Origin of the sequence: Dactylosporangium cerinum (assembly GCF_042653625.1) — a bacterium.
In the GTDB taxonomy this organism is placed as follows: Bacteria; Actinomycetota; Actinomycetes; order Mycobacteriales; family Micromonosporaceae; genus Dactylosporangium; species Dactylosporangium cerinum.
Genome location: NZ_JBHSIU010000110.1, coordinates 65,714 through 91,736, shown reverse-complemented (window position 1 = coordinate 91,736; position 26,023 = coordinate 65,714). Strand labels below are relative to the sequence as shown.

23 protein-coding genes are annotated in these 26,023 nt (G+C 70.9%); 11 read left to right on the top strand and 12 right to left on the bottom strand.

What is annotated here, in order from left to right; genetic code table 11:
* Positions 1–2: 2 nt before the first annotated feature.
* Together ACFPIJ_RS54780 and gabT are read left to right on the top strand one after the other, a co-directional pair.
* Entirely contained in the window at positions 3–1,433 is a 1,431-nt protein-coding gene (locus ACFPIJ_RS54780; protein WP_380127523.1) for a gamma-aminobutyraldehyde dehydrogenase, read from the top strand.
* Between the two features lie 10 nt (positions 1,434–1,443).
* A complete protein-coding gene (gene gabT / locus ACFPIJ_RS54775; RefSeq protein WP_380127522.1) occupies positions 1,444–2,724 on the top strand; it encodes a 4-aminobutyrate--2-oxoglutarate transaminase in 1,281 nt (426 codons plus the stop codon).
* 43 nt (positions 2,725–2,767) lie between these two features.
* Here gabT and speB read toward each other — a convergent pair whose 3' ends face one another.
* Genes speB through ACFPIJ_RS54745 form a run of 6 tightly spaced genes read right to left on the bottom strand, consistent with a single transcriptional unit; the run spans position 2,768 to position 9,047 of the window.
* A complete protein-coding gene (speB, locus tag ACFPIJ_RS54770) occupies positions 2,768–3,760 on the bottom strand; it encodes an agmatinase (RefSeq protein WP_380127521.1) in 993 nt (330 codons plus the stop codon).
* Positions 3,757–4,953 carry a saccharopine dehydrogenase family protein gene (locus ACFPIJ_RS54765; protein ID WP_380127520.1) on the bottom strand — a complete coding sequence of 399 codons (1,197 nt, stop codon included), beginning with the start codon at positions 4,951–4,953 and terminating at the stop codon, positions 3,757–3,759. Before ACFPIJ_RS54765 ends, speB begins: the two co-directional genes overlap by 4 nt.
* A gap of 1 nt (position 4,954) precedes the next feature.
* Positions 4,955–5,758, bottom strand: a complete 804-nt coding sequence (locus ACFPIJ_RS54760) for an ABC transporter permease (RefSeq protein ID WP_380127695.1) — start codon at positions 5,756–5,758, stop codon at positions 4,955–4,957.
* A 2-nt stretch (positions 5,759–5,760) separates the two neighbouring features.
* Entirely contained in the window at positions 5,761–6,663 is a 903-nt protein-coding gene (locus ACFPIJ_RS54755; RefSeq protein ID WP_380127519.1) for an ABC transporter permease, read from the bottom strand.
* The gene (locus tag ACFPIJ_RS54750) at positions 6,660–7,808 is read right to left on the bottom strand and encodes an ABC transporter ATP-binding protein (protein WP_380127518.1); all 1,149 of its coding nucleotides are present in this window, start codon (positions 7,806–7,808) and stop codon (positions 6,660–6,662) included. The genes ACFPIJ_RS54755 and ACFPIJ_RS54750 overlap by 4 nt, the downstream gene beginning before the upstream one ends.
* 3 nt (positions 7,809–7,811) lie before the next feature.
* The gene (locus ACFPIJ_RS54745; protein ID WP_380127517.1) at positions 7,812–9,047 is read right to left on the bottom strand and encodes a polyamine ABC transporter substrate-binding protein; all 1,236 of its coding nucleotides are present in this window, start codon (positions 9,045–9,047) and stop codon (positions 7,812–7,814) included.
* Between the two features lie 230 nt (positions 9,048–9,277).
* Here ACFPIJ_RS54745 and ACFPIJ_RS54740 point away from each other — a divergent pair, with 230 nt between their 5' ends.
* Genes ACFPIJ_RS54740 through ACFPIJ_RS54725 form a run of 4 tightly spaced genes read left to right on the top strand, consistent with a single transcriptional unit; the run spans position 9,278 to position 13,075 of the window.
* A complete protein-coding gene (locus ACFPIJ_RS54740) occupies positions 9,278–9,778 on the top strand; it encodes an Lrp/AsnC family transcriptional regulator (RefSeq protein WP_380127516.1) in 501 nt (166 codons plus the stop codon).
* Positions 9,775–11,154 (top strand): aspartate aminotransferase family protein, encoded by a 1,380-nt coding sequence (locus tag ACFPIJ_RS54735; RefSeq protein ID WP_380127515.1) that lies wholly within the window; start codon positions 9,775–9,777, stop codon positions 11,152–11,154. Before ACFPIJ_RS54740 ends, ACFPIJ_RS54735 begins: the two co-directional genes overlap by 4 nt.
* Positions 11,139–11,729, top strand: coding sequence for a pyridoxamine 5'-phosphate oxidase family protein (locus ACFPIJ_RS54730; RefSeq protein WP_380127514.1), 591 nt, complete (start codon positions 11,139–11,141; stop codon positions 11,727–11,729). Before ACFPIJ_RS54735 ends, ACFPIJ_RS54730 begins: the two co-directional genes overlap by 16 nt.
* Positions 11,729–13,075: an NAD(P)/FAD-dependent oxidoreductase gene (locus ACFPIJ_RS54725; protein WP_380127513.1), complete on the top strand. Its 1,347-nt coding sequence runs from the start codon at positions 11,729–11,731 to the stop codon at positions 13,073–13,075. The genes ACFPIJ_RS54730 and ACFPIJ_RS54725 overlap by 1 nt, the downstream gene beginning before the upstream one ends.
* A 1-nt stretch (position 13,076) precedes the next feature.
* On the opposite strand, the gene ACFPIJ_RS54720 is transcribed toward ACFPIJ_RS54725, so the two are convergent.
* Complete coding sequence (locus tag ACFPIJ_RS54720) at positions 13,077–13,526, bottom strand: metallopeptidase family protein (RefSeq protein ID WP_033364641.1); 450 nt, start codon at positions 13,524–13,526, stop codon at positions 13,077–13,079.
* A gap of 173 nt (positions 13,527–13,699) precedes the next feature.
* Between ACFPIJ_RS54720 and ACFPIJ_RS54715 the strand changes: the two genes are divergently transcribed.
* A complete protein-coding gene (locus ACFPIJ_RS54715) occupies positions 13,700–14,056 on the top strand; it encodes a DUF3499 domain-containing protein (RefSeq protein WP_380127512.1) in 357 nt (118 codons plus the stop codon).
* 46 nt (positions 14,057–14,102) lie between these two features.
* Here the strand turns inward: ACFPIJ_RS54715 and ACFPIJ_RS54710 are convergent, their stop codons facing one another.
* A complete protein-coding gene (locus tag ACFPIJ_RS54710) occupies positions 14,103–14,360 on the bottom strand; it encodes a WhiB family transcriptional regulator (RefSeq protein ID WP_033364663.1) in 258 nt (85 codons plus the stop codon).
* Positions 14,361–14,751: 391 nt separating this feature from the next.
* Here ACFPIJ_RS54710 and ACFPIJ_RS54705 point away from each other — a divergent pair, with 391 nt between their 5' ends.
* Positions 14,752–15,390, top strand: coding sequence for a signal peptidase I (locus tag ACFPIJ_RS54705; RefSeq protein WP_380127511.1), 639 nt, complete (start codon positions 14,752–14,754; stop codon positions 15,388–15,390).
* Here ACFPIJ_RS54705 and ACFPIJ_RS54700 read toward each other — a convergent pair.
* Positions 15,363–17,843: a bifunctional FO biosynthesis protein CofGH gene (locus ACFPIJ_RS54700; RefSeq protein WP_380127694.1), complete on the bottom strand. Its 2,481-nt coding sequence runs from the start codon at positions 17,841–17,843 to the stop codon at positions 15,363–15,365. The genes ACFPIJ_RS54705 and ACFPIJ_RS54700 overlap by 28 nt on opposite strands.
* A gap of 160 nt (positions 17,844–18,003) precedes the next feature.
* Positions 18,004–19,713, bottom strand: a complete 1,710-nt coding sequence (locus ACFPIJ_RS54695; protein WP_380127510.1) for a hypothetical protein — start codon at positions 19,711–19,713, stop codon at positions 18,004–18,006.
* 130 nt (positions 19,714–19,843) lie between these two features.
* On the opposite strand from ACFPIJ_RS54695, the gene cofD reads away from it, so the two are divergent.
* From cofD to ACFPIJ_RS54680, 3 genes are all read left to right on the top strand, one after another.
* Positions 19,844–20,800 carry a 2-phospho-L-lactate transferase gene (gene cofD, locus ACFPIJ_RS54690; RefSeq protein ID WP_380127509.1) on the top strand — a complete coding sequence of 319 codons (957 nt, stop codon included), beginning with the start codon at positions 19,844–19,846 and terminating at the stop codon, positions 20,798–20,800.
* A gap of 65 nt (positions 20,801–20,865) precedes the next feature.
* On the top strand, positions 20,866–22,194 hold the full coding sequence (locus tag ACFPIJ_RS54685) for a coenzyme F420-0:L-glutamate ligase (protein WP_380127693.1): 1,329 nt from the start codon (positions 20,866–20,868) through the stop codon (positions 22,192–22,194).
* Positions 22,191–22,739: an NUDIX hydrolase gene (locus ACFPIJ_RS54680; RefSeq protein WP_380127508.1), complete on the top strand. Its 549-nt coding sequence runs from the start codon at positions 22,191–22,193 to the stop codon at positions 22,737–22,739. The genes ACFPIJ_RS54685 and ACFPIJ_RS54680 overlap by 4 nt, the downstream gene beginning before the upstream one ends.
* 860 nt (positions 22,740–23,599) lie before the next feature.
* Here the strand turns inward: ACFPIJ_RS54680 and ACFPIJ_RS54675 are convergent.
* The gene (locus ACFPIJ_RS54675) at positions 23,600–24,697 is read right to left on the bottom strand and encodes a mannose-1-phosphate guanylyltransferase (RefSeq protein WP_380127507.1); all 1,098 of its coding nucleotides are present in this window, start codon (positions 24,695–24,697) and stop codon (positions 23,600–23,602) included.
* A gap of 101 nt (positions 24,698–24,798) precedes the next feature.
* Positions 24,799–25,944: a glycosyltransferase family 4 protein gene (locus ACFPIJ_RS54670; RefSeq protein ID WP_380127506.1), complete on the bottom strand. Its 1,146-nt coding sequence runs from the start codon at positions 25,942–25,944 to the stop codon at positions 24,799–24,801.
* Between the last annotated feature and the right edge of the window lie 79 nt (positions 25,945–26,023).

Here is a 26,023-nt window from a genome sequence, read left to right as displayed (position 1 = left end):
CAATGACCAAGCAATTGCAGAACTTCATCGACGGCGCCCACGTGGAGCCCGCCGACGGCCGTTATTCGGACCTGATCGACCCCTCGACCGGTGAGGTGTTCGCCGCCGCGCCGATCTCGGGCGAGGCCGACGTCGACCGCGCGGTGAAGGCGGCCAGCAAGGCGTTCGAGACGTGGCGCGACGCCACGCCCGCGGAGCGGCAGCGGGCGCTGCTGAAGCTCGCCGACGCCATGGAGGACCGCGCGGCCGAGCTCATCGACGCCGAGTGCCAGAACACGGGCAAGCCCCGCGCCCTGACCACCAGCGACGAGCTGCCGCCGGCGGTCGACCAGGTCCGCTTCTTCGCCGGCGCCGCCCGGGTGCTGGAGGGCAAGTCCGCCGGGGAGTACATGAAGGGTCACACCAGCTACGTGCGCCGCGAGCCGATCGGCGTCTGCGCGCAGGTGACCCCGTGGAACTACCCACTGATGATGGCCATCTGGAAGATCGCGCCGGCCCTGGCCGCCGGCAACACCGTCGTGCTCAAGCCGTCGGACACCACCCCGGTGTCGTCGCTGCTGCTGGCCGAGCTGGCGGCGGAGTTCCTGCCGCCGGGCGTGCTCAACGTGGTCACCGGCGACCGGGACACCGGCCGCGCCCTGGTGTCGCACCCGACGCCGCAGTTCGTGTCGATCACCGGCTCGGTGCGCGCGGGCCGCGAGGTGGCCGGCGCCGCCGCGCCCATGCTCAAGCGCACCCACCTGGAGCTCGGCGGCAAGGCGCCGGTCGTGGTCTTCGACGACGCGGACCTGGAAGCGGCCGCCGAGGCGATCGCGGTCGCCGGCTACTTCAACGCGGGGCAGGACTGCACCGCGGCGACCCGCGTGCTCGCCGGCCCCGGCATCTATGACGACTTCGTGGCCGCGATCGCCGAGCAGGCCGCCGCGACGAAGACCGGCGCGCCCGACGACGAGGACGTGCTCTACGGCCCGCTGAACAACGCCAACCAGCTGGCCCGGGTCGCCGGGTTCCTGGACCGGCTGCCCGACCACGCGAAGCTCAACGCGGGCGGCGCGCGGGTCGGCGACAAGGGCTACTTCTACTCCCCCACCGTCGTGTCCGGCCTGCGCCAGGACGACGAGATCATCCAGGACGAGGTCTTCGGGCCCGTCATCACCGTGCAGCGCTTCACCGACGAGGACGAGGCGGTCCGCTGGGCCAACGGCGTGGAGTACGGGCTGTCCTCCTCGGTCTGGACGAAGGACCACGGCCGGGCGATGCGGATGACCCGCCGGCTCGACTTCGGCTGCGTGTGGGTCAACGCCCACATCCCGATCGTCGCCGAGATGCCGCACGGCGGCTTCAAGTCCTCCGGCTACGGCAAGGACCTGTCCATGTACGGGCTGGAGGACTACACCCGGATCAAGCACGTCATGCACAACATCGACCTGTGATGGGCGGCCGATGAATACTTCTGAGGACCTCCACAAACGGCGGACGGCGGCGGTCGCCCGCGGCATCGGCAGCATGATCACGTCCTATGTGGACCACGCGTCCGGCGGCACGCTGACCGACGTGGACGGCCGGGAGTGGATCGACCTGGCCGCCGGCATCGCCGTCACCAACGTCGGCAACGCGTCGCCGAAGGTGGTGGAGGCGGTGCGGCGGCAGGTCGAGCGCTTCACCCACACCTGCTTCATGATCGCGCCGTACGAGAGCTACGTCGCCGTGTGCGAGCAGCTCAACGCGCTCACCCCGGGCGCGTTCGAGAAGCGTTCGGCGCTGTTCAACTCCGGCGCCGAGGCCGTCGAGAACGCGGTGAAGATCGCCCGGCACGCGACCGGGCGGCAGGCGGTCGTGGTGTTCGACCACGCGTACCACGGCCGCACCAACCTCACGATGGCCCTGACCGCGAAGGCGATGCCCTACAAGCACGGCTTCGGCCCGTTCGCCGGTGAGATCTACCGGGTGCCGATGTCCTACCCGTTCCGCGACGGGCTGTCCGGTGCGGACGCGGCGGCCCTCGCCGTCGGCATGATCGAGAAGCAGGTCGGCGCCGATCAGGTCGCCGCGGTGCTGATCGAGCCGATCCAGGGCGAGGGCGGCTTCATCGTGCCCGCGCCCGGGTTCCTGCCGGCGATCGCCGCGTGGGCCCGCGCGTCCGGTGCGCTGTTCGTCGCCGACGAGATCCAGACCGGCTTCTGCCGCACCGGCGACTGGTTCGCCTCCACCCATGAGGACGTCGAACCGGACCTGGTCACCACCGCGAAGGGCATCGCCGGCGGCCTGCCGCTCGCCGCGGTGACCGGCCGGGCCGAACTGATGGACGCGGTGCACGTCGGCGGCCTCGGCGGCACGTACGGTGGCAACCCGGTCGCCTGCGCGGCCGCGCTCGCCTCGATCGAGACGATGCGGGAGCTCGACCTGGCCGCGGCGGCGCGACGGATCGAGTCGGTCCTGCGGCCCGGGCTGGAATCCCTCGCCGCCACGCACCCGTTCATCGGCGAGGTCCGTGGGCGGGGCGCCATGCTGGCCCTGGAGATCGTCGTGCCGGGCGCCTCCGGCCCCGGCGGTCCCACCCCGGACCCGGCGAGAACCGCGGCGATCCAGAAGGCGGCGCACCAGGCCGGGCTGCTGCTGCTCACCTGCGGCACCTACGGCAACGTGATCCGCTTCCTGCCCCCGCTGGTCATGGACGACGCCACCCTGGGCCGTGCCCTGGACGCGCTGGAGTCCGCGCTCTGAGGATGGAGGTGTCCCAGCCGCCGGGCTGGGACACCTCTCCCGGTCAGCGGCCCTGCAGGAGCGGCTGGCGGGGGTCCCAGGGGTCGCCCCGGCGGCGCCTGGCGATGGCGGACAGCGCTTCGAGGACGACGCGGTTGGCGAGGTACGCGGTGATCTCGGCGTGGTCGTAGGGTGGCGACACCTCGACCACGTCGATGCCGGCGATCGGCAGCTCGTAGCAGCAGCGCCGCACCGCGTCGAGCAGCTGCCGGGAGGTGAGGCCGCCGGGCTCCGGGGTGCCGGTGCCCGGGGCCATGCCGGGGTCGACGACGTCCACGTCGACGGACAGGAAGACGCCGTCGCACTCATCGGTCGCGATCGCGAACGCCTCGGTCAGGCACTCGTCGAGGCCGCGGGCGACGATCTCGGTCATCTCGTAGGACCGCATCCGCTGCTCCGCCATCCAGTCCAACGTTTCCGGGCCCGGCCAGTACCCGCGCAGACCCAGCTGCAGGAAGCGGTCGCCGCGCACCGCGCCGGACTCGATGAGCCGGCGCATCGGCTGGCCGTGCCCGACCAGGGAGCCGAACTCGGTGTCGCCGGTGTCGGCGTGCGCGTCGAAGTGGACCATCGACACCCTGCCATGACCGACGTGCCGTGCCACGCCGGTGGCGTCCGGCCAGGCGATCGTGTGATCGCCGCCGAGGATCACCGGGATCGCACCGGTGGCCGCGACCGTGTGCACCGCGTCTTCCAGCACGCGCACCGAGCCGGCCGCGTCGCCGGAGAACATCTCGACGTCGCCGGCGTCGTAGACCCGCAGGTCCCGCAGCGGGTCGACGCGCAGCGCCAGGGACGGGCGGGAGCCGTCGTGGGCGAGGTAGCAGGCCTGCCGGATGGCGCCCGGGCCGAAGCGGGTCCCGGGCCGGTGTGAGGTGCCACCGTCGAACGGCGCGCCGACGATGACCACGTCGGCGTCCGGGAGTTCGGCGAGGTCGCAGGGCGGCACACCCAGGAACGTGATGTCGGGGCCGTACATCGGCCCATATCGCGTCATTTCTCCTGCATACCCCACGGCGAGCCGTATGCGGTGAGCAACTCCAGGAACGGCTTCGGCGGCAGCGCCTCCGGCCCCAGCACACCGCGCCCCTGCCAGGCGCCGGACGCGAGGAGCTCCAGCGCCACCACCGGGTTGATCGCCGTCTGCCAGACCACCGCCTGCGAGCCGTACTCGCGCATCGACCAGGCGTTGTCGACCACGTGGTACAGGTAGACACTCTTCAACAAGCCCGACTTGTCCAGGCCGGTGACCAGCGTGCCCGCGCAGGTCTTGCCGTGCATGCGGTCACCCAGGCCGGCCGGGTCGGGCAGGCAGGCGGCGACCACGTCCCGCGGCGCGACCTCGACCCCGCCGACCCGTATCTTGCGGGTCGAGTCGAGGCCGAGCTTGTGCAGGGTCTTGAGCACGTCGATGAACTCGTCGCCGAGGCCGTACTTGAACGTGACCCGGTTGCTGCTGACCCAGCGCGGGATGAGCAGGACCTCCTCGTGCTCCACGTTGACGCACTCGACCGGGCCGATCCCCTCCGGGAAGTCGAAGACCTCCGGCTCGGAGAAGGGCTCGGTGGTGTACCAGCCGCGCTCCCGCTCCCAGATGACCGGCGGGTTCAGGCACTCCTCGATCGTCGTCCAGATGGAGAAGGACGGCGCGAAGTCGTAGCCCTCGACGACGAGGTTCGCGCCGTCGCGCACGCCGATCTCGTGCACCTCCGAGAAGAGCTCGTCGGCGGCGTAGCGGGCGAAGACGTCGGACAGGCCCGGCTCGACGCCGATCCCGACGAGGGCGAGCCGGTCCGCGGCCTCCCACTGCCCGGCGGCGGCGAACTGCTCGTCGCCGAGCTTCACCCCGGTCTCCTCGTACGGCCGTTCCCCGTGCGGTTTCGACAGGGACATCGCCATGTCGAGGTAGTGCGCGCCGGCGGCGAACGCCCCCTCGAAGATCGGCATGACGAACCGCGGGTCGACGGCGTTGAGCACGTGCGTGATGGTGTTCGCCCGGCAGAGCTCCTCGACGGCGGCGGCCGAGGAGGCATCGACCTGCGCTGCGACAAAACGGGCATCCATGACGGCCGCCTGCGCGCGCTCCGCGGAATAGTCCGCGACCACGCAGACCTCGAAGAACGAACGCCGGGCGAGGATGCGCACGGCGGCGGAGCCGACGCCACCGGCGCCGACGATGAGCAGGCGCATGTCAGGCCTTCCGGCGGCGCATGTTGGGGATCTGGCCGATCAGCACGACCAGGAACGAGATCACGAACATGGCGGTGCCGATCACGTTGATCTGCGGCGGGATGCCGCGCTGCGAGGCGCCCCAGACGAACATGGGGAACGTGACGACACTGCCGGAGTTGAAGTTGGTGACGATGAAGTCGTCGAAGGACAGCGAGAACGACAGCAGCGCCGCCGCCACGATGCCGGGCATCACCAGGGGCAGCGTGACCCGCAGGAAGGTCTGCACCTCGTTGGCGTAGAGGTCCATCGCGGCCTCCTGCAGCCGCGGGTCGAGGCCGGCCAGGCGGGCCTTGACGGTGACGACCACGAACGACAGGCAGAACATGACGTGGGCGATGACGATCGTCCAGAAGCCGAGCTGCACGCCGGAGGCGACGAACAGCGCCAGCAGCGACGAGCCCATGACGATCTCCGGGGTCGCCATCGGCAGGAAGATCAGCGTGTTGGTCGCGGCCCGGCCCCGGAACGAGTGGCGGGCCAGGGCGAACGACATCAGCGTGCCGAGGATGACGGCACCGGCCGTGGCCAGCGCCGCGATGGCGATGCTGAGCCAGAACGCGTGCCCGATGCCGGCCGCGCCGAACGGGTCGGCCCAGTGCGCCCAGGTGAACTTGTAGTTCTCCAGGGTGTAGGGCGCGTTGCGGCCGGCGTCGCGGAACGACATCGCGGCGACGACCCCGATGGGGACGAACAGGTACAGCAGCACGATCAGCCCGATCGCCATGACCCAGCGGTCGGCGACCCAGCGGCGTAGGCGATGCAGCATCAGAGCACCTCATCCGTTCCGGCGCGCCGCACGTAGACGAAGACCAGGACCAGGATCGCCGCCATCAGCGTGAACGACAGCGCGGCGGCGTTCGGGTAGTCGCCGACCCTCAGGAACTTCGACTGGATGACGTTGCCGATCATGTACTGGCGGTTGGTGCCGAGCAGCTGCGCGTTGATGTAGTCGCCGGCCGCGGGGATGAACGTGAGCAGCGTGCCGGCGACCACGCCGGGCATCGACAGCGGCAGCGCGACCCGGGTGAAGCGGGCGACCGGCCGGGCGTAGAGGTCGCCGGCGGCCTCGAGCAGCCGCGGGTCGAGCTTCTCCAGGCTGGCGTACAGCGGCAGCACCATGAACGGCAGGAAGTTGTAGACCAGGCCGGCGATGACGGCCGGGGTGGTGGCGAGGAGCCGGCCGTCGGGCAGCGGCACGTGCAACGCGTCCAGCGTCGTCACGACCCAGCCGTTGTCCGACAGGATGACCTTCCAGGCCAGGGTGCGGATCAGGAAGCTGGTGAAGAACGGCGCGATGACGCAGATGAGCAGCAGGTTCTTCCACCGGCCGCCCTTGAGCGCGATCGCGTAGGCGAGGGGGTAGCCCAGCAGCAGGCAGATCACGGTGGTGAGGGCCGCGTAGCCGAGCGAACGCATGAAGTGCGGGAGGTACTCGCTGGCGGCGTCGGCGTAGTTGCTGAACTGCCAGGTCATCGCGTAGCCCTCTTCGAGCGACCCGCTCGGGTCGTAGAGGCTGGTCGCGAAGAGCTGGATCGCCGGCACCGCGAAGAACAGGATCAGCCACAGCCCACCGGGCAAAAGCAGCAGGTAGGGCAGCCAGCGCTTCCTCGGCCTTTCCAATTTCGCCGGGGTACCGGTGGATCCTCCGACGTGTCCCAATGCGCTCACGCGAGTGCCTCGGCGTCGACCACCGGTGCCACCGTCTGCCCTTCGGGACGCGACAGCAGGAACGCGTGCTCGGGCCGCCAGTGCACGGTCACCTCGCTGGCGACGGCGAGCGGGGCGGCGACACCGGAGTTGGGCACGAACACGGTCAGTTCGTCGCCCCAGGCGGGCCGCACCAGGTACTGGGTGCTGACGCCGACGTAGGAGGAATCGGTGATGATGCCGGTGACGGACTGATGGCCGGCCGGCACCTTGTCCAGGCCGGTCGCGAGGTGCATCTTCTCGGGTCGCACGCCGAGCCACACCGAACCGTCCGTGGCGCGGGCACGGACCGCCGGCAGCGAGAAGCGGGCGTCGTGCGCCTCCACGAGGACGTCGTCGCCGGAGCGGCCGGTGACGCTGCCGGCGAAGAGGTTCGACTGGCCGAGGAAGTTGGCGACGAACGCGGTGCCCGGGTAGTCGTACATCTCCACCGGGCTGCCGAGCTGTTCGATCCGGCCGGCGTTCATGACCGCGACCGTGTCGGCCATGGTCATGGCCTCCTCCTGGTCGTGGGTCACGTGCACGAAGGTGATGCCGACCTCGGTCTGGATCCGCTTGAGCTCGACCTGCATCTGCCGGCGCAGCTTGAGATCCAGCGCCCCGAGCGGCTCGTCGAGCAGCAGCACCTGCGGGTGGTTGATGAGCGCCCGGGCGAGGGCGACCCGCTGCTGCTGGCCGCCGGAGAGCTGGGCCGGCTTGCGCTTGCCGAAGCTCTCCAGGTCGACCAGGCGGAGCATCCGCTCCACCTGGTCGGCGACGCCTTTGACGCCGCGCCGGCGCAGGCCGAACGCGACGTTGTCGGAGATGTTCAGGTGCGGAAAGAGCGCGTAGCTCTGGAACACCGTGTTGACAGGGCGCTTGTACGGCCTCAGCCGCGTCACGTCCTGGTCGCCGAGCAGGATACGGCCGGTCGTCGGCTCCTCGAGCCCGGCGATCATCCGCAGGGTCGTGGTCTTGCCGCAGCCGGAGGCGCCGAGGAGGGCGAAGAACGACCCCTGGGGCACCGTCAGGCTGAGATCGTCGACGGCCGTGAAGGCGCCGAACGACTTCGTCACGCCGACCAGGTTGAGGTCGGCACCGCTGTCACCGTGTCGCTGCTCGGACATGTATCAGGCCCCCGAGATCGCTTCGAACTTCGCCGAGAACTTCTTGTCCTCGTCCTCGGTCAGCGCCTTGAAGCTCTTCGTCTTGGCGAGGGTCGCCGAGTCCGGGAAGATCAGCGGGTTGCTGGCCAGGTCCGGGTCGAGCTTCTGCATCTCGTCCTGCGCGCCCTGGACCGGGCAGATGTAGTTGACGTAGGCCGCCAGCTCCGCCGCGACCTTCGGGTCGTAGTAGTAGTCGATGAGCTGCTCGACGTTGGCCTTGTGGGTCGCCGTCGACGGGATCAGGATGTTGTCCGACCACAGCATCAGGCCCGACTCGGGCGTGACGAACTTGACGTCCTCGTTCTCGGCGCTGAGCTGGATGACGTCGCCGGACCACGCGATGCAGGCCGCGATGTCGCCCTTGTTCAGGTCTTCCTTGTAGTCGTTGCCGGTGAACTTGCGGATCTGGCCCGAGTCCACCGCCTTCTTCAGCTTCTCCAGCGCGGCGTCGAACTCGGCGTCGGTGACGGTGCCGGGGTCCTTGCCCTGCGACTGGAGGATCAACCCGACGGTGTCGCGCATCTCCGACAGCACCGCCACCTTGCCCTTGAGGTCGGCGCGGGTGAGCAGCTCGTCGATGGTGCGGACCTCTTTGGTCGCCTTCGCGTTGTAGGCGATGCCGGTCAGGCCGGACTGCCACGGCGCGGCGAACTTCATGTCCTTGTCCCACGCCCGGTTCTTCAGGGTGGCGAGGGCGTTCTTGGTGAAGTTCGGGGTCTTGGTGTTGTCGAACGACTGGACCCAGCCGAGCCCGACGACGCGGGAGGCCATCCAGTCGGTGAGCACCATGATGTCGCGGTCGATCGACTGGCAGGCCTGCAGCTGGTTGCGCACCTTGCCGAAGAACTCGTTGTTGTCGTTGACGTCTTCGTTGTACGTGACGGCGATGCCGGTCTTGGCGGTGAACGCGTCGAGCGTCGGCCGCTTCTTCTCGTCCTTCTCGTCGACGTCGACATACAGGGGCCAGTTGGAGAAGTTGAGCTTCTTCTCGGTCGCGGAGACGTCGGTGGCGGTGCACGCCGCCTTCTCCGCCTCGGTCTTCTTCGCGGGCTTCGTGCCGCATGCGGCGAGAGCGCCACCCGTCGCGATGAACGCGCCACCCGCGAACAGGCCACGCATCAGGGTCCGGCGCGACAGGCCGGTGGCATTGAGGACGGCGGCCGCTTCGGGAGAGAGCGGCGGGCGAGAGGGGTTTCGCACGAGGGCTCCTACGGATCTCGGGCCGGAACCTTGGGGGGTGGTGTCCGACGACCGATCCTGACACGAGGTGCCATCACAGACAAGGGATTCCGTTGTCACGATCGAGCCGCACAACGAAAAGCGCCATATGGTCAAACTGAGGTTACGGCCGTCACCCCACGGAAATACGGTCCCTAACGACGACGGCTTCCTGCGGGATCACGAATCCGCAGATCTCTCGTTACCAGGCTATGGAATTAGTTGCCAACAGCGGGGTCTTGGGCAAGAATCCACACGTGACCGAGCCCGTCCTCGACGACGTCAACAAGCGGATCATCGAGCAGCTGCAGCGCGATGGTCGCATGTCCTATGCCGCCCTGGCCAAGGTCGTCGGCCTGTCGGAGGCGGCGGTCCGCCAGCGGGTGCAGCGCCTGCTGGACACCGGCGTCATGCAGATCGTGGCCGTGACCGATCCACTGACCTTGGGTTTCGCCCGCCAGGTGATGATCGGGCTCAAGGTCGAGGGTGACCTCCGCCCGGTCGCCAAGTCCCTCGCCGCGGTGCCGGAGATCGACTACGTGGTGATCTGCGCCGGCGGCTACGACCTGCTCGTCGAGCTCGTCTGCACCGACGACGAGCACCTGCTCAACCTCCTCAACGACACGATCCGGAGCATCCCGGGCGTCACCGCCACGGAGACCTTCGTCTATCTCAAACTCGCCAAGCAGACCTATGCGTGGGGGACCCGATGACCGACCAGCAGCCCGACGCCGCGCGCCTCGACCAGGCCGCGCGCGACCACCTCTGGATGCACTTCACCCGCCTGTCGGCGTACGCCGACGCGCCCGTGCCGGTGATCGTCCGCGGGGACGGCCCCTACATCTACGACAGCAACGGCAAGCGCTACCTCGACGGCCTGTCCGGGCTGTTCGTGGTCCAGACCGGCCACGGCCGGCAGGAGCTCGCCGACGCGGCCGCCAAGCAGGCCTCCGAGCTGGCGTACTTCCCGCTGTGGTCCTACGGGCACCCGAAGGCGATCGAGCTGGCCGACCGGCTCGCCGACCTCACCCCGGGCGACCTGAACCGGGTCTTCTTCACCACCGGCGGATCCGAGGCCGTCGAGAGCGCGTGGAAGCTGGCCCGCTCCTACTTCAAGCGCACCGGCAAGCCGATGAAGACCAAGGTGCTGTCCCGCTCGATCGCCTACCACGGCACGTCGATGGGCGCCCTGTCGATCACCGGCATCCCCGTCCTGAAGCAGGAGTTCGAGCCGCTCGTGCCGGGCGCGTTCCGGGTGCCCAACACCAACTTCTACCGCCGGCCCGACCAGTCGATGACGGAGGAGCAGTTCGGCGTCTGGGCCGCGGACCGCATCGCCGAGGCGATCGAGTTCGAGGGCCCGGAGACCGTCGCGGCCGTCTACCTCGAGCCCGTGCAGAACGCCGGCGGCTGCTTCCCGCCCCCGCCCGGCTACTTCCAGCGGGTCCGGGAGATCTGCGACCGGTATGACGTGCTGCTCGTCTCCGACGAGGTCATCTGCGCGTTCGGCCGGCTCGGTGAGTACTTCGGCGCCAAGCGGTTCGGCTACCAGCCGGACATCATCACCGTCGCGAAGGGCCTCACCTCCGGCTACGTGCCGCTCGGCGCGATGCTCGCCTCCGACCGGCTCGCCGAACCGTTCCTGGAGGGCGCCAACTGGTTCGCCCACGGCATCACCTACGGCGGTCACCCCGTCGGCGCCGCGGTCGCGATGGCCAACCTCGACATCTTCGAGCGCGAGGACCTCAACGGGCACGTGCGGACCAATTCGCCGCTGTTCCGGTCCTACCTGGAGCGCCTGTACGACCTGCCGATCGTCGGCGACGTCCGTGGCGACGGGTACTTCTTCGGCATCGAGCTGGTGAAGGACAAGGCGACCAAGGAGACCTTCAACGACGAGGAGTCCGAGGCACTGCTGCGCGGCTTCCTGTCGAAGGCGCTCTTCGACGCCGGCCTCTACTGCCGCGCCGACGACCGCGGCGACCCGGTGATCCAGCTGGCGCCGCCGCTGAACTGCGGCGAGAGCCACTTCATCGAGATCGAGCAGATCCTGCGTTCGGTGCTGACCGAGGCATGGGCGCGCCTGTAGACCGCACCAGGGTCCGTCGCCTTCCTGAACTGCAGGTCGACGACCCGGCCGTGCTGCACGACATCCTCGACGCGGGGACGATCGGCCACGTCTCGATCGTCCATGATGGACAGCCGTACGCGATCCCGGTCGCGTACGGCCGGTCCGGCTCCTCGGTGCTCTTCCACGGATCCACAGGCAGCCGCCTGTTCCGCCTGCTGGCGCAGGGCGCGCCGTGCTGCTTCACCGTGACGCTGCTGGACGGCCTGGTCCTGGCCCGCAGCGCGTTCGAGACCTCGATGCACTACCGGTCCGTGATGGTCCTCGGCTCATGCGCGGTGGTCGACGACAAGCTTCCGGCGCTCGCCGCCATCAGCGAGCACATCGTGCCCGGCCGGTGGGCCGTGGTACGGCCGCCGTCACGCAAGGAGCTGGCCGCCACCCTCGTCCTCGCACTTTCCCTGGCCGAAGTGTCAGTCAAGGTGAGCGCCGGACCGCCGGGCACTTCCCCCGAGGACGCGGGATTCGACGTGTGGACGGGGGTAGTGCCGTTCCGCGTTGAACGCGGCGAACCGATCGAGTGCGAGGAGGAATGATGAGTTTCTGGATGTCCGTGCTCCCTCCGGTGCCGCCGCGCGCCCCGTTGCCCGGCGACGCCGATGCCGATGTCGCCATCGTCGGCGCCGGGTACACGGGGCTGTGGACCGCGTACTACCTCGCCAAGGCCGACCCGTCGCTGCGGATCGTGGTCCTGGAGGCCGAAACCGCGGGATTCGGGGCCAGCGGCCGCAACGGCGGCTGGTGCTCGGCGCTGTTCCCCAGGTCGGTGCCCGCGCTCGCCCGCAGCCACGGCCTGCCCGCCGCGCGCGCGCTCAACGCCGCGATGGAGTCCACAGTGGACGAGGTCGGACGGGTCGCGGCGCTGGAAGGCATCGACTGCGACTACGCCAAGGGCGGGACGGTCGTGCTGGCCCGGTCGGCGGTGCAGCTGGAGCGGGCCAGACACGAGGTCGCCGAGGCGCAGGGTCTCGGGATCGACCTGCGGCTGCTGTCCGCGGCCGAGGCGTCCGAACGGGTCGGGGCGACCGACGTGCTCGGCGGCACGTACACGCCGCACTGCGCCGCGATCCAGCCGGCCAAACTCGTGCGTGGCCTGGCATCCGCGGTCGAGCGGCTCGGGGTGCGGCTGCACGAGCAGACCCCGGTCACGTCCATCACTGCCGGGCGGGCCGACACTCCACACGGGACGGTGCGGGCGCCGATCGTGGTGCGGGCCACCGAGGGGTTCACACCCCGGCTGCCGGGACTGCGCCGGGCGATCGCGCCCGTCTACTCGCTGATGATCGCGACCGAGCCGCTGCCGGCGTCGTTCTGGGCCTCGGCCGGGCTGGCGCAGCGCGAGACGTTCTCCGACCACCGGCACCTCATCATCTACGGGCAGCGCACCGCCGACGACCGGCTCGCGTTCGGAGGGCGGGGCGCGCCGTACCACTTCGGGTCGGCGGTCGCGCCGTCGTTCGACGCGTCGCCGCGGGTGTTCGCCGAGCTGCGGCGGGTCCTGGGCGAGCTGTTCCCGGCGCTCGGCTCCGTCGAGGTCGGGCACACCTGGGGCGGCCCGCTGGGCATCGCGCGGGACTGGATGGCGTCCGTCGGCCTCGACCCCGTCACGGGACTGGCCTGGGCGGGCGGCTACGTCGGCGACGGCGTCGGCACGTCCAACCTCGCCGGCCGTACCCTCGCCGATCTGATCCGCAAGCAGGACTCGGCGCTGGTCGGCCTGCCGTGGGTGGGGCACCGCTCGCCGAGATGGGAGCCGGAGCCGCTGCGCTGGCTGGGCGTGAACACCAGCCTGCGGGTGATGATCGGCGCGGACGCGTCGGAGTCACGGACCGGCCGCCCGTCGCGCCGGGCCGCGCTGATGGCGAGGGTGCTCGGTGGGTGACCTACGGTTCCAGATCTTCCGGAGCCACCCCGAGAAGATTGGCCACCTGCTCCAGGATGACGTCGTGCACGAGGTCCGCGAGGTCGTCGTGGTCGGCGGCCCGGAATTCGAGCGGGCGCCGGTAGAGCACGATGCGCGGCGGGACGCCGTGCCGGCCGGGACGGCCCGGCAGCAGCCTGGCGAGGGGCACCTCGCCGTCCTCCAGGACGTCGGAGTCGTAGACGTTCAGGTCCGGCGGGACGTCCTCGACGGCGAACTCGACCCCGGCCAGCTCGTTGGCGAAGCGCTGCTCCAGCTGCTCGACGGAGTCCAGCACCAGGTCGTCGAACATCTCCGCACGGGTCCGGGACATCGGCAGCGAGGCGGGCACCAGCCGCCCGCGCAGCCCCCGACCGTGCCGGTCGCGGCCACGCCGTCCCGGTCCGCTGCGTCGTCGATCTGGGCTCGCCACGCTGTCAGCGTAGCGCCACAACTGACCCGGCAGCGTTCCGGCGCCACGTCGCGATCGTCCATGCCACTTCGGGGGGCCGTTCGTCAACCGGAAGGGCGTGTCGGCGTGGTCACCACGGCGTGTCGTACGGCTTCGGGGTTGGGCTCGGGCCCGCGGGACGATACGGTTCGGCCGTGAGGACCCCACGTCGATGCTCGCGCAACGGATGCCCCCGACAGCCCGTTGCGACGTTGACGTACATTTATGCCGAATCGACCGCAGTTGTCGGTCCACTCGCGGCATTCGCCGAGCCTCACTCCTATGACCTGTGCGAATCCCACGCCCGCGGCCTGACCGCGCCGCGGGGCTGGGACCTGGTCCGGCACGAAGGCGAATACGGTCCCCCGCCGCCGTCCAGCGACGATCTGGTCGCGCTCGCCGAGGCGGTCCGCGAGGCCGCCCGCCCCGCGCCGCACAAGGAGGACCCCGGCAACCACCCGCACCAGCAGGGTCGCCGCGGTCATCTCCGGGTGATCCCACCGGACGCATAAGGGGTCCCAGCCTCGCGGCCGGAACCCCTCACAAACCTGCGACCTGCTAGGCAGCGCGTCGTTTGAGCTTGCGACGCTCGCGTTCCGAGAGCCCACCCCAAATCCCGAAGCGCTCATCGTGCCCCAGCGCGTACTCCAGGCAGTCCGCCCGGACCTCGCAGCGTGAGCAGATGCGCTTGGCCTCTCGGGTTGACCCACCCTTCTCCGGAAAGAATGCCTCCGGGTCGGTCTGCGAGCACAAGGCGCGTTCTTGCCACTCCGGAGCGTTACCCAGCAGGTCGGCCACGACTGGTCGGCCGTCCATCAGCGTGCCTCCTTCTTGCGCGCCGGCGGCGAAGCCGGCGCAACCCCCCACGCGGAAGGCGCATGTCCTACAAGGTTGCTGTTCCTCGGCGCGGTGTTTCTTTATGCCCGAAAGATGCCCAACTTTCGGTCATCCCCTCGAACATCCCCCGTGAAATTACACGCGTGTAATGCGTGCGTCGTCAAGCCGAACCTGATAAATAGGCCCGCTCGGGCGATCGCTTGCACCCCGTGCCGTACCCATACCGAGCAAGCCCCGCCGGAGGTAACGGGCGACACGCCGGACGCGCCGGAAGACTCTCGGCGAGTCTGCTCAAGCACTCCGATCGGCGGCCGAAATACGCCGATGTGCGGGGAAACTTCGAGTTCTGCGCTTGTCCTGGGATGCCGTCGTGATCAGGCGGTTGCTGCTCGGCGCCGCGGTGAGCGTCGTCCTGTTCACGGTCGGCATCGTCGGCCTCGGCTGGAAGCCCTATGTCGTCACGTCGGAGTCGATGTCGCCGGCACTGCACGCCGGGGATCTGATCCTCGTCGATCCGACCGCGACATCCTTGGCCGTCTATGAGATTGTCACCTACACCGACCCGCGTGGGCTGGTCACGCACCGGGTCGTCGCCCAGGCAGAGGACGGCACATTCACGGTCAAGGGCGACGCGAACCAGCGCGCGGACGCCCGCCCGGTCGAGCGAAGACAGGTGATCGGGCCGGTCCGCCTGATCCTGCCGCACGTCGGCTGGCCCGTCGTCCAGCTCCGCACGCACCCGTTCAAGGTCGCCGGCGGCGCGCTGATCCTCGCAATCGTCTGGCCCCGCCGGCGGCTGTTACGGATCTTCGTGCTCGGCGGCCTTGTCGCGGTCATGGCCATGGTGCCCACGACCGGCGCCCTGCCGGCCGACGCGATTTCACCCGGTGCGTCTACACCCGGGGTGAGGCCGACCGGCGCCCTCACCCCCGGCGCGAATCATCCGGAGTTCACCCCCGGCGTCCTACCTGCTGGGCGCCTCTACGTTCTGGCGGCGACCTCGCCGTAGGTGGTGGTGCGCTGGCGCACCGGACGGCCGGCGGCCTTCCCGATCGCCTCCAGCTCCTCCCGGGTCCGCGCGGAGCCGTGCTCCGAGCCGGCCATCCGCGAGATGGTCTCCTCCATCAGGGTGCCGCCGATGTCGTTGGCGCCGCCGTTGAGCATCGCCACCGTGCCCTCGTCGCCGAGCTTCACCCATGAGCACTGGATGTTGTCGATCCGGCCGTGCAACAGGATCCGGGCCATCGCGTGCACGGCCCGGTTGTCGCGCCAGGTCGGCCCCGGCCGGGCGATGCCGGCGAGGTAGATCGGCGCGCTGTGATGCACGAACGGCAGCGCCACGAACTCGGTGAAGCCGCCAGTGCGGTCCTGGATGCCGGCGAGCACCCGGAAGTGGCCGAGCCAGTGGCCGGGGTGGTCGACGTGGCCGTACATCATCGTGGAGCTCGACCGGATGCCCAGCTCGTGCGCGGTCGTCACCACCTCGACCCAGGCCGAGGTCGGCAGCTTGCCCTTGGTGAGCACCCAGCGGACCTCGTCGTCGAGGATCTCCGCGGCGGTGCCCGGGATCGTGTCCAGGCCCGCCTCCTTCAACTGGCTCAGCCAGTCGCGGATCGACACACCGGCCTTCGACGCGGCCGTCACGATCTCCATCGGGCTGAACGCGTGCACATGCATGCCCGGGACCCTGGCCTTGATCGCCCGGACCAGCTCCGCGTATGCGCCGACGGGCAGCTTCGGGTCGATGCCACCCTGCATACAGACCTCGCCGGCGCCGGCCTGCCAGGCCTCCTCGGCCCGGTCGGCGACCTCCTCGTAGGACAGCCGGTACGCGTCCGCGTCGCGCTCCCGCTGGGCGAACGCGCAGAACCGGCAGCCGACGTAGCAGACGTTGGAGAAGTTGATGTTCCGGTTGATCACGTAGGTGATGTCGTCGCCGACCGCTTCGCGGCGCAGGTCGTCGGCGATGCGCGCCAGCGCCTCCAGTCCCGCACCGTCCACATTGAACAACGCGAGCGCCTCGGCCTCGTACCGTGGAAGCAGCAGCTTGCCAGGATCACTCTCGGCCAACTTCAGTCCACTGTGGACCTTTTCGTCCAGGCCCTTCGCCGGGGCGGCGGTGATCCGGCTCGCGACCTCCTGCCAGTCGCCGTAGACGGCGTCGAAGTCGCCGCGGCGGTCAGCCGTGCGTCCGTCGGTGTCGATGGTCTCGTGCAGGTCGGTGCGGCCGCTGCTCTGAATGCCACCGTCGGGCTCCTGCCAGGGTCTTCCCACCGGCCTGGTGTTTTCCTTGGCGAGGCCGGTTTCCGGGTCCATGAGGGCTTCGACGTGTTCCGCGAGCCTGGCGTCGATCCACGGGACGCCTTTTCTGGCGTACTCGGGGTAGATGGTGAGACGCTCTTTGAGGGTGAAGCCGTGCTGTTCGGATTTTTCGGACAGATCCTGAATTGCCGGCCAAGGGCGCTCGGGGTTGACGTGGTCCGGGGTGACCGGCGAGACGCCACCCCAGTCGTCGATGCCCGCCCGCAGCAGCAGGCCGTGTTCGTCGTCGATGAGGTTGGGCGGGGCCTGGATCCTGGCCTTCGGGCCCAGCACCAGCCGCGCCACCGCCACCGTCGCGGCCAGCTCGTGCAGCTCCGCGTCCGGCATGCCGCGCATCGCCGTGTCCGGCTTCGCGCGGAAGTTCTGGACGATGACCTCCTGGATGTGGCCGAACTCCCGCATCGCCTTGCGGATCGCGAACAGCGACTCGGCGCGCTCCTCGATCGTCTCGCCGATGCCGATCAGGATGCCGGTCGTGAACGGCACCCCGACCCGGCCCGCGTCCTCCAGGACCCGCAACCTGACCGCGGGCTCCTTGTCCGGCGAGCCGTAGTGCGCGCCGCCCGGCTCCGACCACAGCCTGGTGGCGGTCGTCTCCAGCATCATGCCCATGCTCGGCGCGACCGGCTTCAACCGCTGCAGCTCCGCCCACGACAGCACGCCGGGGTTCAGGTGCGGCAGCAGGCCCGTCTCCTCCAGCACCGCGACCGCGCAGGCCCGCAGGTAGTCCAGGGTCGAGTCGTAGCCACGCTCGTCGAGCCAGCGCTTCGCCTGGTCCCAGCGGTCCTCCGGGCGGTCGCCGAGGGTGAACAGGGCCTCCTTGCAGCCCTGCGCCGCGCCCTCTTTCGCGATCGCGAGGACCTCGTCGATCTCCAGATATTCGCTGGGCAGCCGGTGCGGCACCGTCGCGAACGTGCAGTAATGACACCGGTCCCGGCACAGCCGGGTGAGCGGGATGAAGACCTTCCGGGAATACGTGACGACGCCCGGCCTCCCGGCGTCGGCAAGACCCGCGTCGCGGACCGCGCCCGCAACGGCGAGCAGGTCGTCGAGGGCCTGGTCCCGCGCGGTGAGCAGCACGGCGGCCTCGGTCACGTCGAGGGCACGGCCGTCCGCCGCGCGGCGCAGCGCCCGGCGCATGGCGTTGCCCTCGGTACCTCTGACTACAGACGTCACGCTTTGCAGCGTAGGCCGCCGCCGGGCCGATCGGCCCACGCACCCGATGTGACTGTTCTCCTTACGGCTGTGGGCACCCGCGGCGTTCTGCGCGGATGCCCACAGTTGATCGGTTCGCGGGTGCTCAGGACTTCGGCGGGATCACCTGGGTGCGCTGGGTGTCGTCGCCGTCGTCGTCGGTGCCGGGCTGGGCGGTGTGCCCGGCGGCCAGTGCCGTGAAGGCCGTGGTCGCGTCGGGGTCGTCCTGACCGGCGGGCGCCGGGTGACCGGCCGGGGTGAACGCCGTGGTGGCGTCCGGGTCGGCCGCCGCCGGGTGCGCCTGGGTGGCGTCCGCGTCGGTGGTCTGCGCCGGCTGGTCCCCCGCGGCCGGCTGGTCCGTCGTCGCCGGTTGGGCTTCCGGGGCCGGCACCGGCGTGTAGGCGGCGGTGGCGTCGGGATCGGCGTCGGCCTTCGCGATGCTGACCGGGGCCGCCTGGGTCGCCGGCTCCTGCTCCGCCGGGAACGCACCGGTCTTGCCGAACGGTGAGGCGGCGCCGTCGCCGGTGTCCTCGACCGGCTGCTGCGCCACCGGCTCGCCCGTCGCGGCATCCGAGGTCGGGTGGGTCGAGGACCCGCCCGGCCAGCCCGCCGCCGCGAAGCCACCCGGAGGCGTGGCGGTCTCGGAGGTGCCCGGCGCCGTGTTGTCAGCCGGGTTGGCGGCCGTGTTGTCGGCCGCGCTGTCGACAGTGCTCGTCGCGGGGGGCGCGGAGACGGGCGGGGTGACCGGCGGCGCCGACACCGGCTGGGTGGCCGCGGGCGCCGTGTACGTCGCGAACGGCGAGCTCAGCGGCGGCGTCGACGCGGGCGCCGCCGACACCGGCTCGGTCGACCCGGTCGTCTCGGGCTGCGGGGCGTACGCGGGTGCCGTGAACGCCGGGGCACCGGTCGCCGGGTTGTAGGCCGCCTGCGGGTTGTAGCCCGGCGCGGGTGCACCTGAGGCGGGCGCTCCTGACGCCTGCGCCGCGGGGTGGTTGATCGGCTGCGTGGCGTAGGCCTGCTGGGCTGCGGGCACGACCTGTCCGGTGCCCGTGGTCGCCGGGTTCGACCAGCCGCCGGTCGCCGGCTGCTGCTGGTAGGGCTGCTGGTAACCCTGCTGCGGGGCGGCGCCGGGCTGCTGCTGGTAGCCGGGGTGCTGCGCATACTGCTGCTGCGGTGGGTACTGGTAGCCCGGCTGGCCGTACGGGTACCCGGGCTGGCCGTAGACGCCCGGTGCCGGCTTCGGGGGCGCGTAGGCGCCGAGGTAGATCCGGATGACCAGGAACAGGCCCAGCCCGAGCAGTGCGAGACCCCCGAGCCGGGTCAGGAAGACGGCGAGGGCGATCCCCACCCGCACCGAATCCGGACGCAGATCGCCGATCAGGCTGGCGAGCAGCATGACCAGGCCGAACAGCGCCGCGACCGCATACTCCACGAGCGCGATCAGAACGATGGTCCTGGCCTTCGGCACCACGGGGTCGATGTGGGTGGCGAGCAGCACCGCGAGGATCGGCAGTGCCACCGTCTCGATCGAGACGAAGGCGCCGAACGCTCCGCCCGCGTTGCTCAGGAACTCGCCGGTGAGGGTGGTCAGCAGCGAGATGAACCCGGCGAGCAGGAATGCCGCGACCACGCCGAGCAGCACGAATGCCGCCAGTTCGCGATACGGCAGGGTGAGCCCACGGGCCTTCTTCACGTCGACCGGCGCCGGAGCGGGCTGCGGCTGCGGCTGCGGCTGGAACGACGAAGTGGCCGGTCCGGTGGCGTAGGCCGGGTGCGGCGCCGCCGAGGAGGTCGGATCGGGTGGCTGGGTGCTCACTGGCTCTCCCCAAGATCTAGCGGTCACGCGACAGGTCGCTCGCAGCCTAGCCCTCGAAGGGAAAGTTCGCGTGCGTGGTCGGTCCCGGCCGGCACCGGAACTGTCATACCCGTGGGGCAGGATGAGTGACATGCGGATCGTGGTTCTGGCCGGCGGGATCGGTGGCGCGCGCTTCCTTCTCGGAGTGCGCGCGGTGGGGCAGGAGTTGGGCGCGGAGGTCACCGCGGTGGTCAACGTCGGCGACGACGTGACCCTGCACGGGTTGCGGATCTGCCCCGACCTGGACAGCGTCATGTACACACTGGGTGGCGGCGCCGACCCCGAGCGCGGCTGGGGACGCGTCGGCGAGACGTGGACCGTCAAGGAGGAGCTCGCCGCCTATGGCGCGGAGCCGACCTGGTTCGGCCTCGGCGACAAGGACATCGCGACCCACCTGGTGCGCACCCGGATGCTCGACGCGGGTTATCCGCTGTCCGCCGTCACCGAGGCGCTCTGCGACCGCTGGCAGCCCGGCATCCGGATGCTTCCGGCCAGCGACGACCGGGTCGAGACGCACGCGGTCGTCGAGGTCGACGGCGCCAGCCGCGCGATCCACTTCCAGGAGTGGTGGATCCGTCACCGGGCGGAGATCCCGACCTCCCGGTTCGTGTTCGTCGGCGCCGAGGCCGCCAAGCCGGCCGCGGGCGTCCTGGACGCTCTCGCGGCCGCCGACGTGGTGCTGGTCGCCCCCAGCAACCCGGTCGTCTCCGTCGCGCCGATCCTGGCCGTCCCCGCGATCCGCGAGGCGGTCGCCACCGGCACCGCCCCGGTCGTCGGGGTGTCCCCCATCATCGGCACCGCCCCGGTGCGCGGCATGGCCGACAAGTGCCTCGCCGTGATGGACGTCGAGTGCAGCCCCGCCGGCGTCGCCGGCCTGTTCGGCGCCCGCACGTCCGGCGGCATCCTCGACGGATGGCTGGTCGACGAGACCGACACCGGCGTCGAGGTGCCCGGCCTGACCGTCCGCGCCCGCCCCCTGTGGATGACCGACGTGCCCGCGACCTCGGCGATCGTCCGGGAGGCGCTGTCCCTGGCAGGAGTGGCATGACCGGCCCGGAGCTCGGCGGCGGGGGCGGCGGTGTGACCGGCCCGGAGCGCAGCGGAGGGACCGGCATGGCCGGTCCGGAGCTGGTCGGCGGGGGCGCGGCGGCGGCCGTCGGGTTCGAGGTGCGGGCGGTCACCGGCATCGGCGAGGTCCGTCCCGGCGACGACCTGGCCGCGCTGATCACGACCGCCGCGCCGTGGCTGGCCGACGGGGACATCCTCGTCGTCACCAGCAAGATCGTCAGCAAGGCCGAGGGGCAGCTGGTCGACGTGCCCCTCGACGAGCCGGCCCGCGAGACCGCCCGCGAGGCGATCCTGCGCGCCGAGACGTCCCGGGTCGTCGCCCGCCGCGGCGGGACGCAGATCGTGCAGACCCATCACGGCTTCGTGCTCGCGTCCGCCGGGATCGACGCGTCCAATGTGGAGCCGACCCGGCTCGTGCTGCTGCCCAAGGATCCCGACGCCTCGGCCCGCTGGCTGCGCGACGAGCTGCGCGAGCGCTTCGACCTGCGGGTCGCCGTCGTCGTCACCGACACCATGGGCCGCCCCTGGCGCATGGGCCTGACCGACGTCGCCATCGGCGCCGCCGGCATCGACGCCGTGACCGACTACCGCGGCGTGCTCGACCCGTATGGCAACGAGCTCCAGCTGACCCAGATGGCCGTGATCGACGAGCTCGCCGGCGCCGCCGACCTGGTCAAGGGCAAGACCGGCCAGGTCCCGGTGGCGGTCGTGCGCGGCCTGCCCATCCGCCCCGACGGCCCCGGCACCGGCGCGGCGGCCCTGATCCGCGGCGCCGACGCCGACCTGTTCTCCCTCGGCACCGCCGAGGCCGTCGCCAAGGGCCTGCGCGCCGCAGCCGACATCCGCGACACCCCACCGCTCGTGTTTCCACCCGTCCCTTCCACCGCCCTGCCCGCCGACCGTTCGCTTTCCCCGGCCGTGCCTGCCGACCGTTCGCCCTCCAGCGGCACGCCGGCCACCGACTCGCCGGGCGGCGTCCTGCCGGTCGCAGCGGCTCCGGCTGCCACTGCGGGTCCGGCTGCCGTCGCGGAACCGGTTGCCGCCACGGAGCCAGCTGCCGTCACCGGACCGGTTGCCGCCACGAAGCCCGTTGCCGTCACCGAGCCGGTTGCCGTCGCGGGGCTGGCGGCGGTGGCCGGGTCGGCAGTGTCGGTTGAGGAGTCGCTGCTGGTGTGGGCGCCGGCCGGGGATCTGCGGCGGGCGCTGGAGGCCGGCATGGAGGTCCAGCGGATCCGGGCGCGGCTCGCCGCCGACGGGGTGCCCTCCGGCTGGCTGGAGCTGGATCAGGTCGACCTTTCCGGAGTCGATGTCCCGGAAGGTGGCGTGCCCCTCGGCGTGCTCACTGTCGGTCGCGGTAGCCTGCCGTCACTATGACGACGTTGCACGATGACGCACTCGCGGTGCTGACCCAGTGGACGGCCCCCACCGAGGAGGCCGAGGCGACCCGACGCCGGTTCATCGAGTTCGTCCTCCGGGACACCTCGACGGTGTGGCGGGAGCACCCAGGCGCCCACGTCACGGCGAGCGCCCTGGTTGTCGACTCGACCGCCGAGCGGGTCCTGTTGTGCCTGCACGGCCGGATCAAGCGCTGGGTCCAGCTCGGCGGCCACTGCGAGCCCGGCGACACGAGCATGGCCGCCGCCGCGCTGCGCGAGGCGACCGAGGAGTCGGGCATCGCCGGGCTGCGGATCAGCGAAGCCCCGATCGACCTCGACGTCCACCACGTCCAGTGCGCCGGCGTCCCGTCCCTGCACTACGACATCCGCTATGCCGCCATCGCCCCAGCCGGTGCCGTCGAAACGGTGAGCGCCGAGTCCGCGGCGCTGGGCTGGTTCGCCCCGGACGACCTGCCGACCCCTCTCGCCGGCGCCACCGAGCCGCTGGTCGCCCCGGCGCTCGCCTGGGCCAGACGCACCTGACCCAGCCTCGCCACGACCAACCCGGCCACGCCCGGCACGACCAACCCGGCCACGCCCGGCACGACCAGCACCACCACGACCAGCCCGGCTACGACCAACTCGGCCACGACCACCCCCGCCACGACCACCCCCGCCACGACCACCCCCGCCACGACCACCCCCGCCACGACCACGCCCGGCACGACCAGCACCACCACGACCAACTCGGCCACGACTACGCCCGGCACGACCAGCCCGGCCATGACCAGCCCGCGGGCGCGAGGCCGCAAGCACCGGCCCCGCACGCAGATCAAAGCTCCAGACCAACCCAGCGCCGGCCCCGCCGGCACCACACGTATCGACGCAAGGGCCACTCGCGCCCGAACCAGGACGCGGGTCAACGTTCCAACCCGCGCCCCGCCGAACCTGCTGGCACAAAGGCCACACACGCCCGAACCGGACACCAGCCCCGACGCTGGGTCGCGTCCGCTGTCGTGGCGGCCGGGTGGCGCCGTGGATCACGAACGAGCCGCCGCATCCACCGCCGTGTCTCGATGAAGCGTGAAGCGCATGAGGCGTCCACACGCCCCCACCCCGGCGCGGAACACGCGGGCGTCGTGGCCGGGCTCCCCACAACCCGAGGGATCCCCGGGCACCTGACCCCGGAAGTCGTTCCGCTGGTCGCGCCACCACCCGCTGGACAAGACCCCGCACAGATCGAAGTCACGGACCTGCCGCCCGGACGGCGGGGTGCGCGAGTACCTGGTCGATCACTGTTCTCAGGGGCAACAGTCATCAACCAGAGCGACAACAGGAAGACAATTCGGAGTCCAGGTCCGAATTGTCTCCCTGTTCGCAGAGATCGTCCCGCAGGCGGGTGGTCAGAGGAGCTCGACCGAGCCGCGTTCCTTCAGGCGGTCGACCAGCTTCTTGACGTCCTGGGCGCGGGAGCGGGGGCAGACCAGCAGCGCGTCCGGGGTGTCGACGACGATCAGGTCGTTGACGCCGACCACGGCGACCAGGCGGCCCGACTGAGGGACGACCACGACGCGTTCGGCGTCCTGCATGATGACGCCGGTGGGGGCCGATGGGTCGAGGTTGACGACCACGTTGCCCGCGGTGTCGGTCTCGAGGAGTTCGCCGAGGGTGTGGAAGTCGCCGACGTCGTTCCAGCCGAACTGGCCGGGGACGGTGCCGACGAGACCCGCGACGCCGGCGCCCTCCATGACGCCGAAGTCGACGGAGATCTTGGTGAGGTCGGGCCAGATCTGGGCGAGGATCTCTTCGCGGTCGGGGGTGTCCCACACCTCGGCGATGCGGACCAGGCCGTCGTGCAGCGAGGGCTGCTGGCGGGCGAGTTCGTCGAGGAAGACGTCGACGCGCCAGACGAACATGCCGGCGTTCCACAGGTACTCGCCGGAGTCGACGTACGCCTGTGCGAGGGGAAGGGCGGGCTTCTCCTCGAAGGAGGCGACCTTGCAGACGTCGCCCGAGCCGGTGGGCTCGCCGACGTGGAGGTAGCCGTAGCCGGTCTCCGGGTGGGTCGGGGTGATGCCGATGGTCATCAGCAGGCCGTCCTCGGCGCCGCGGATCGCCGCCCGCAACACGGAGGTGAAGGCGGGGACGTCGCGGACCAGCTGGTCGGCGGCGAAGGCGCCCATGACGGCGTGCGGGTCGCGGCGGGCGATGACCGCCGCGGCGAGGCCGATGGCGGCGCACGAGTCGCGTGGGGTGGGCTCCACCAGGATGTTGCCCTCTGGGAGGCCGGGGAGTTGCCGGGCCACGGCCGCCGCGTGCGCCACACCGGTCACCACGAACGTGGTCTCCGGTGTCGCGAGCTCGCTCAGCCGGCCGAAGGTCGCTTGGAGCAGCGACAACGGGGTGCCGGTGAGCGCGTGGAGGAACTTGGGATGACCGGCTCGCGACAGCGGCCAGAGCCGCGTGCCACTGCCTCCTGCAGGAATGACCGCGTAGAACACAGGCTCATCATGCCCAGGCGAGCATGCATTCCAGCAACTCGGCGGTGTCATATCCATTACCAAAATCGCCTGACGGGGTTTCAGAAGGTGACGCGGGGTGCCTAACCACGCGGGGCGGCGGCCCGGGTCCAGGCCGCGAGGTGCACCTCGGCGCTCGACTCCCAGGTGAACTCCTTGGCGCGGGCGGCACCGGCCTTGGCCAGGGCGTTGCGGCGCTCGTTGTCGTCGAGGAGGGCGGTGAGATCGCGGGCGATCTCGTCGGTGCCGGGGCCGGTGTACGCCACGGCGTCGCCGCCGACCTCGGGCAGTGACAGGCGGGGCGTGGTGAGCACCGGCGCGCCGCAGGCCATGGCCTCCAGGATCGGCAGGCCGAAGCCCTCGCCGAAGGAGGGGTAGGCGGCGACGACGGCGCCGCCCAGAAAGCCGGGCAGGTCCGCGTATCGCAGGTAACCGGGGCGCAGCAGGCGCAGGTGGCTGGGGACCTCGCCGAGGGCGCCGTCGATCTCGTCGTCGTGGCCCTGGCCACCGGCGATGACGAGGGCCGGCGGGTCGGGCCGGTCACGGACGGCGGAGATCCAGCCGCGGATGAGGCTGGGCACGTTCTTGCGGGGCTCCTTGGCGCCGAGGAACGCGATGTACTCGGTCGTGCCGAGCCCGAGGCGGGCCCTGACGCGGGCCTTCTCGTCGTCGCTCGGCGCGTGGAACGCGTCCGGGTCGACGCCATGGTAGGCGACGTCGATGCGGGTCGGGTCGGCGTCCAGCAGGCGGATCAGCTCGTCACGGGTGGCCTTGCTGGGCACGATGACCCGGCTGGCGCGGCGCAGCGACGTCTTGATCGCCGAACGGAAGAAGGTGCGGCGGGACTTGTCGTAGTGCTCCGGCTCGGTGAAGAAGGTGGCGTCGTGGACGGTGACGGTGACCGGGCAGCCGGCGCGCAGCGGGCACGTGTAGAACGGCGAGTGCAGCACCTGGGCGCCGACCTGCTGGGCGAGCATCGGCAGGCCGGTCTGCTCCCAGGCGAGCCGGGCCGGGCGATGCGCCGCGGCGGCCGGTGCGGCCATGATCCGAGCACCGGACAGTAACCGTCCGTAACGCTCTGCGTCGGTGCGCTGGCAGACCACGGCAAGGTCCGCGTCGAGCGCGGCCAGGGCGCCGAGGAGCCCATCGACGTAGCGTCCTACACCGCCTCTGTCGGCTGGAACACTCGTGGCGTCGACTAGCACGCGGGGCGGACGGCCGGGGGTCACTTGGCGTCTCCTTCGAACACTCACGAACTCGATCACTCACGGACGCGATCACTCACGGACGCGATACGCCGGCGAAGCC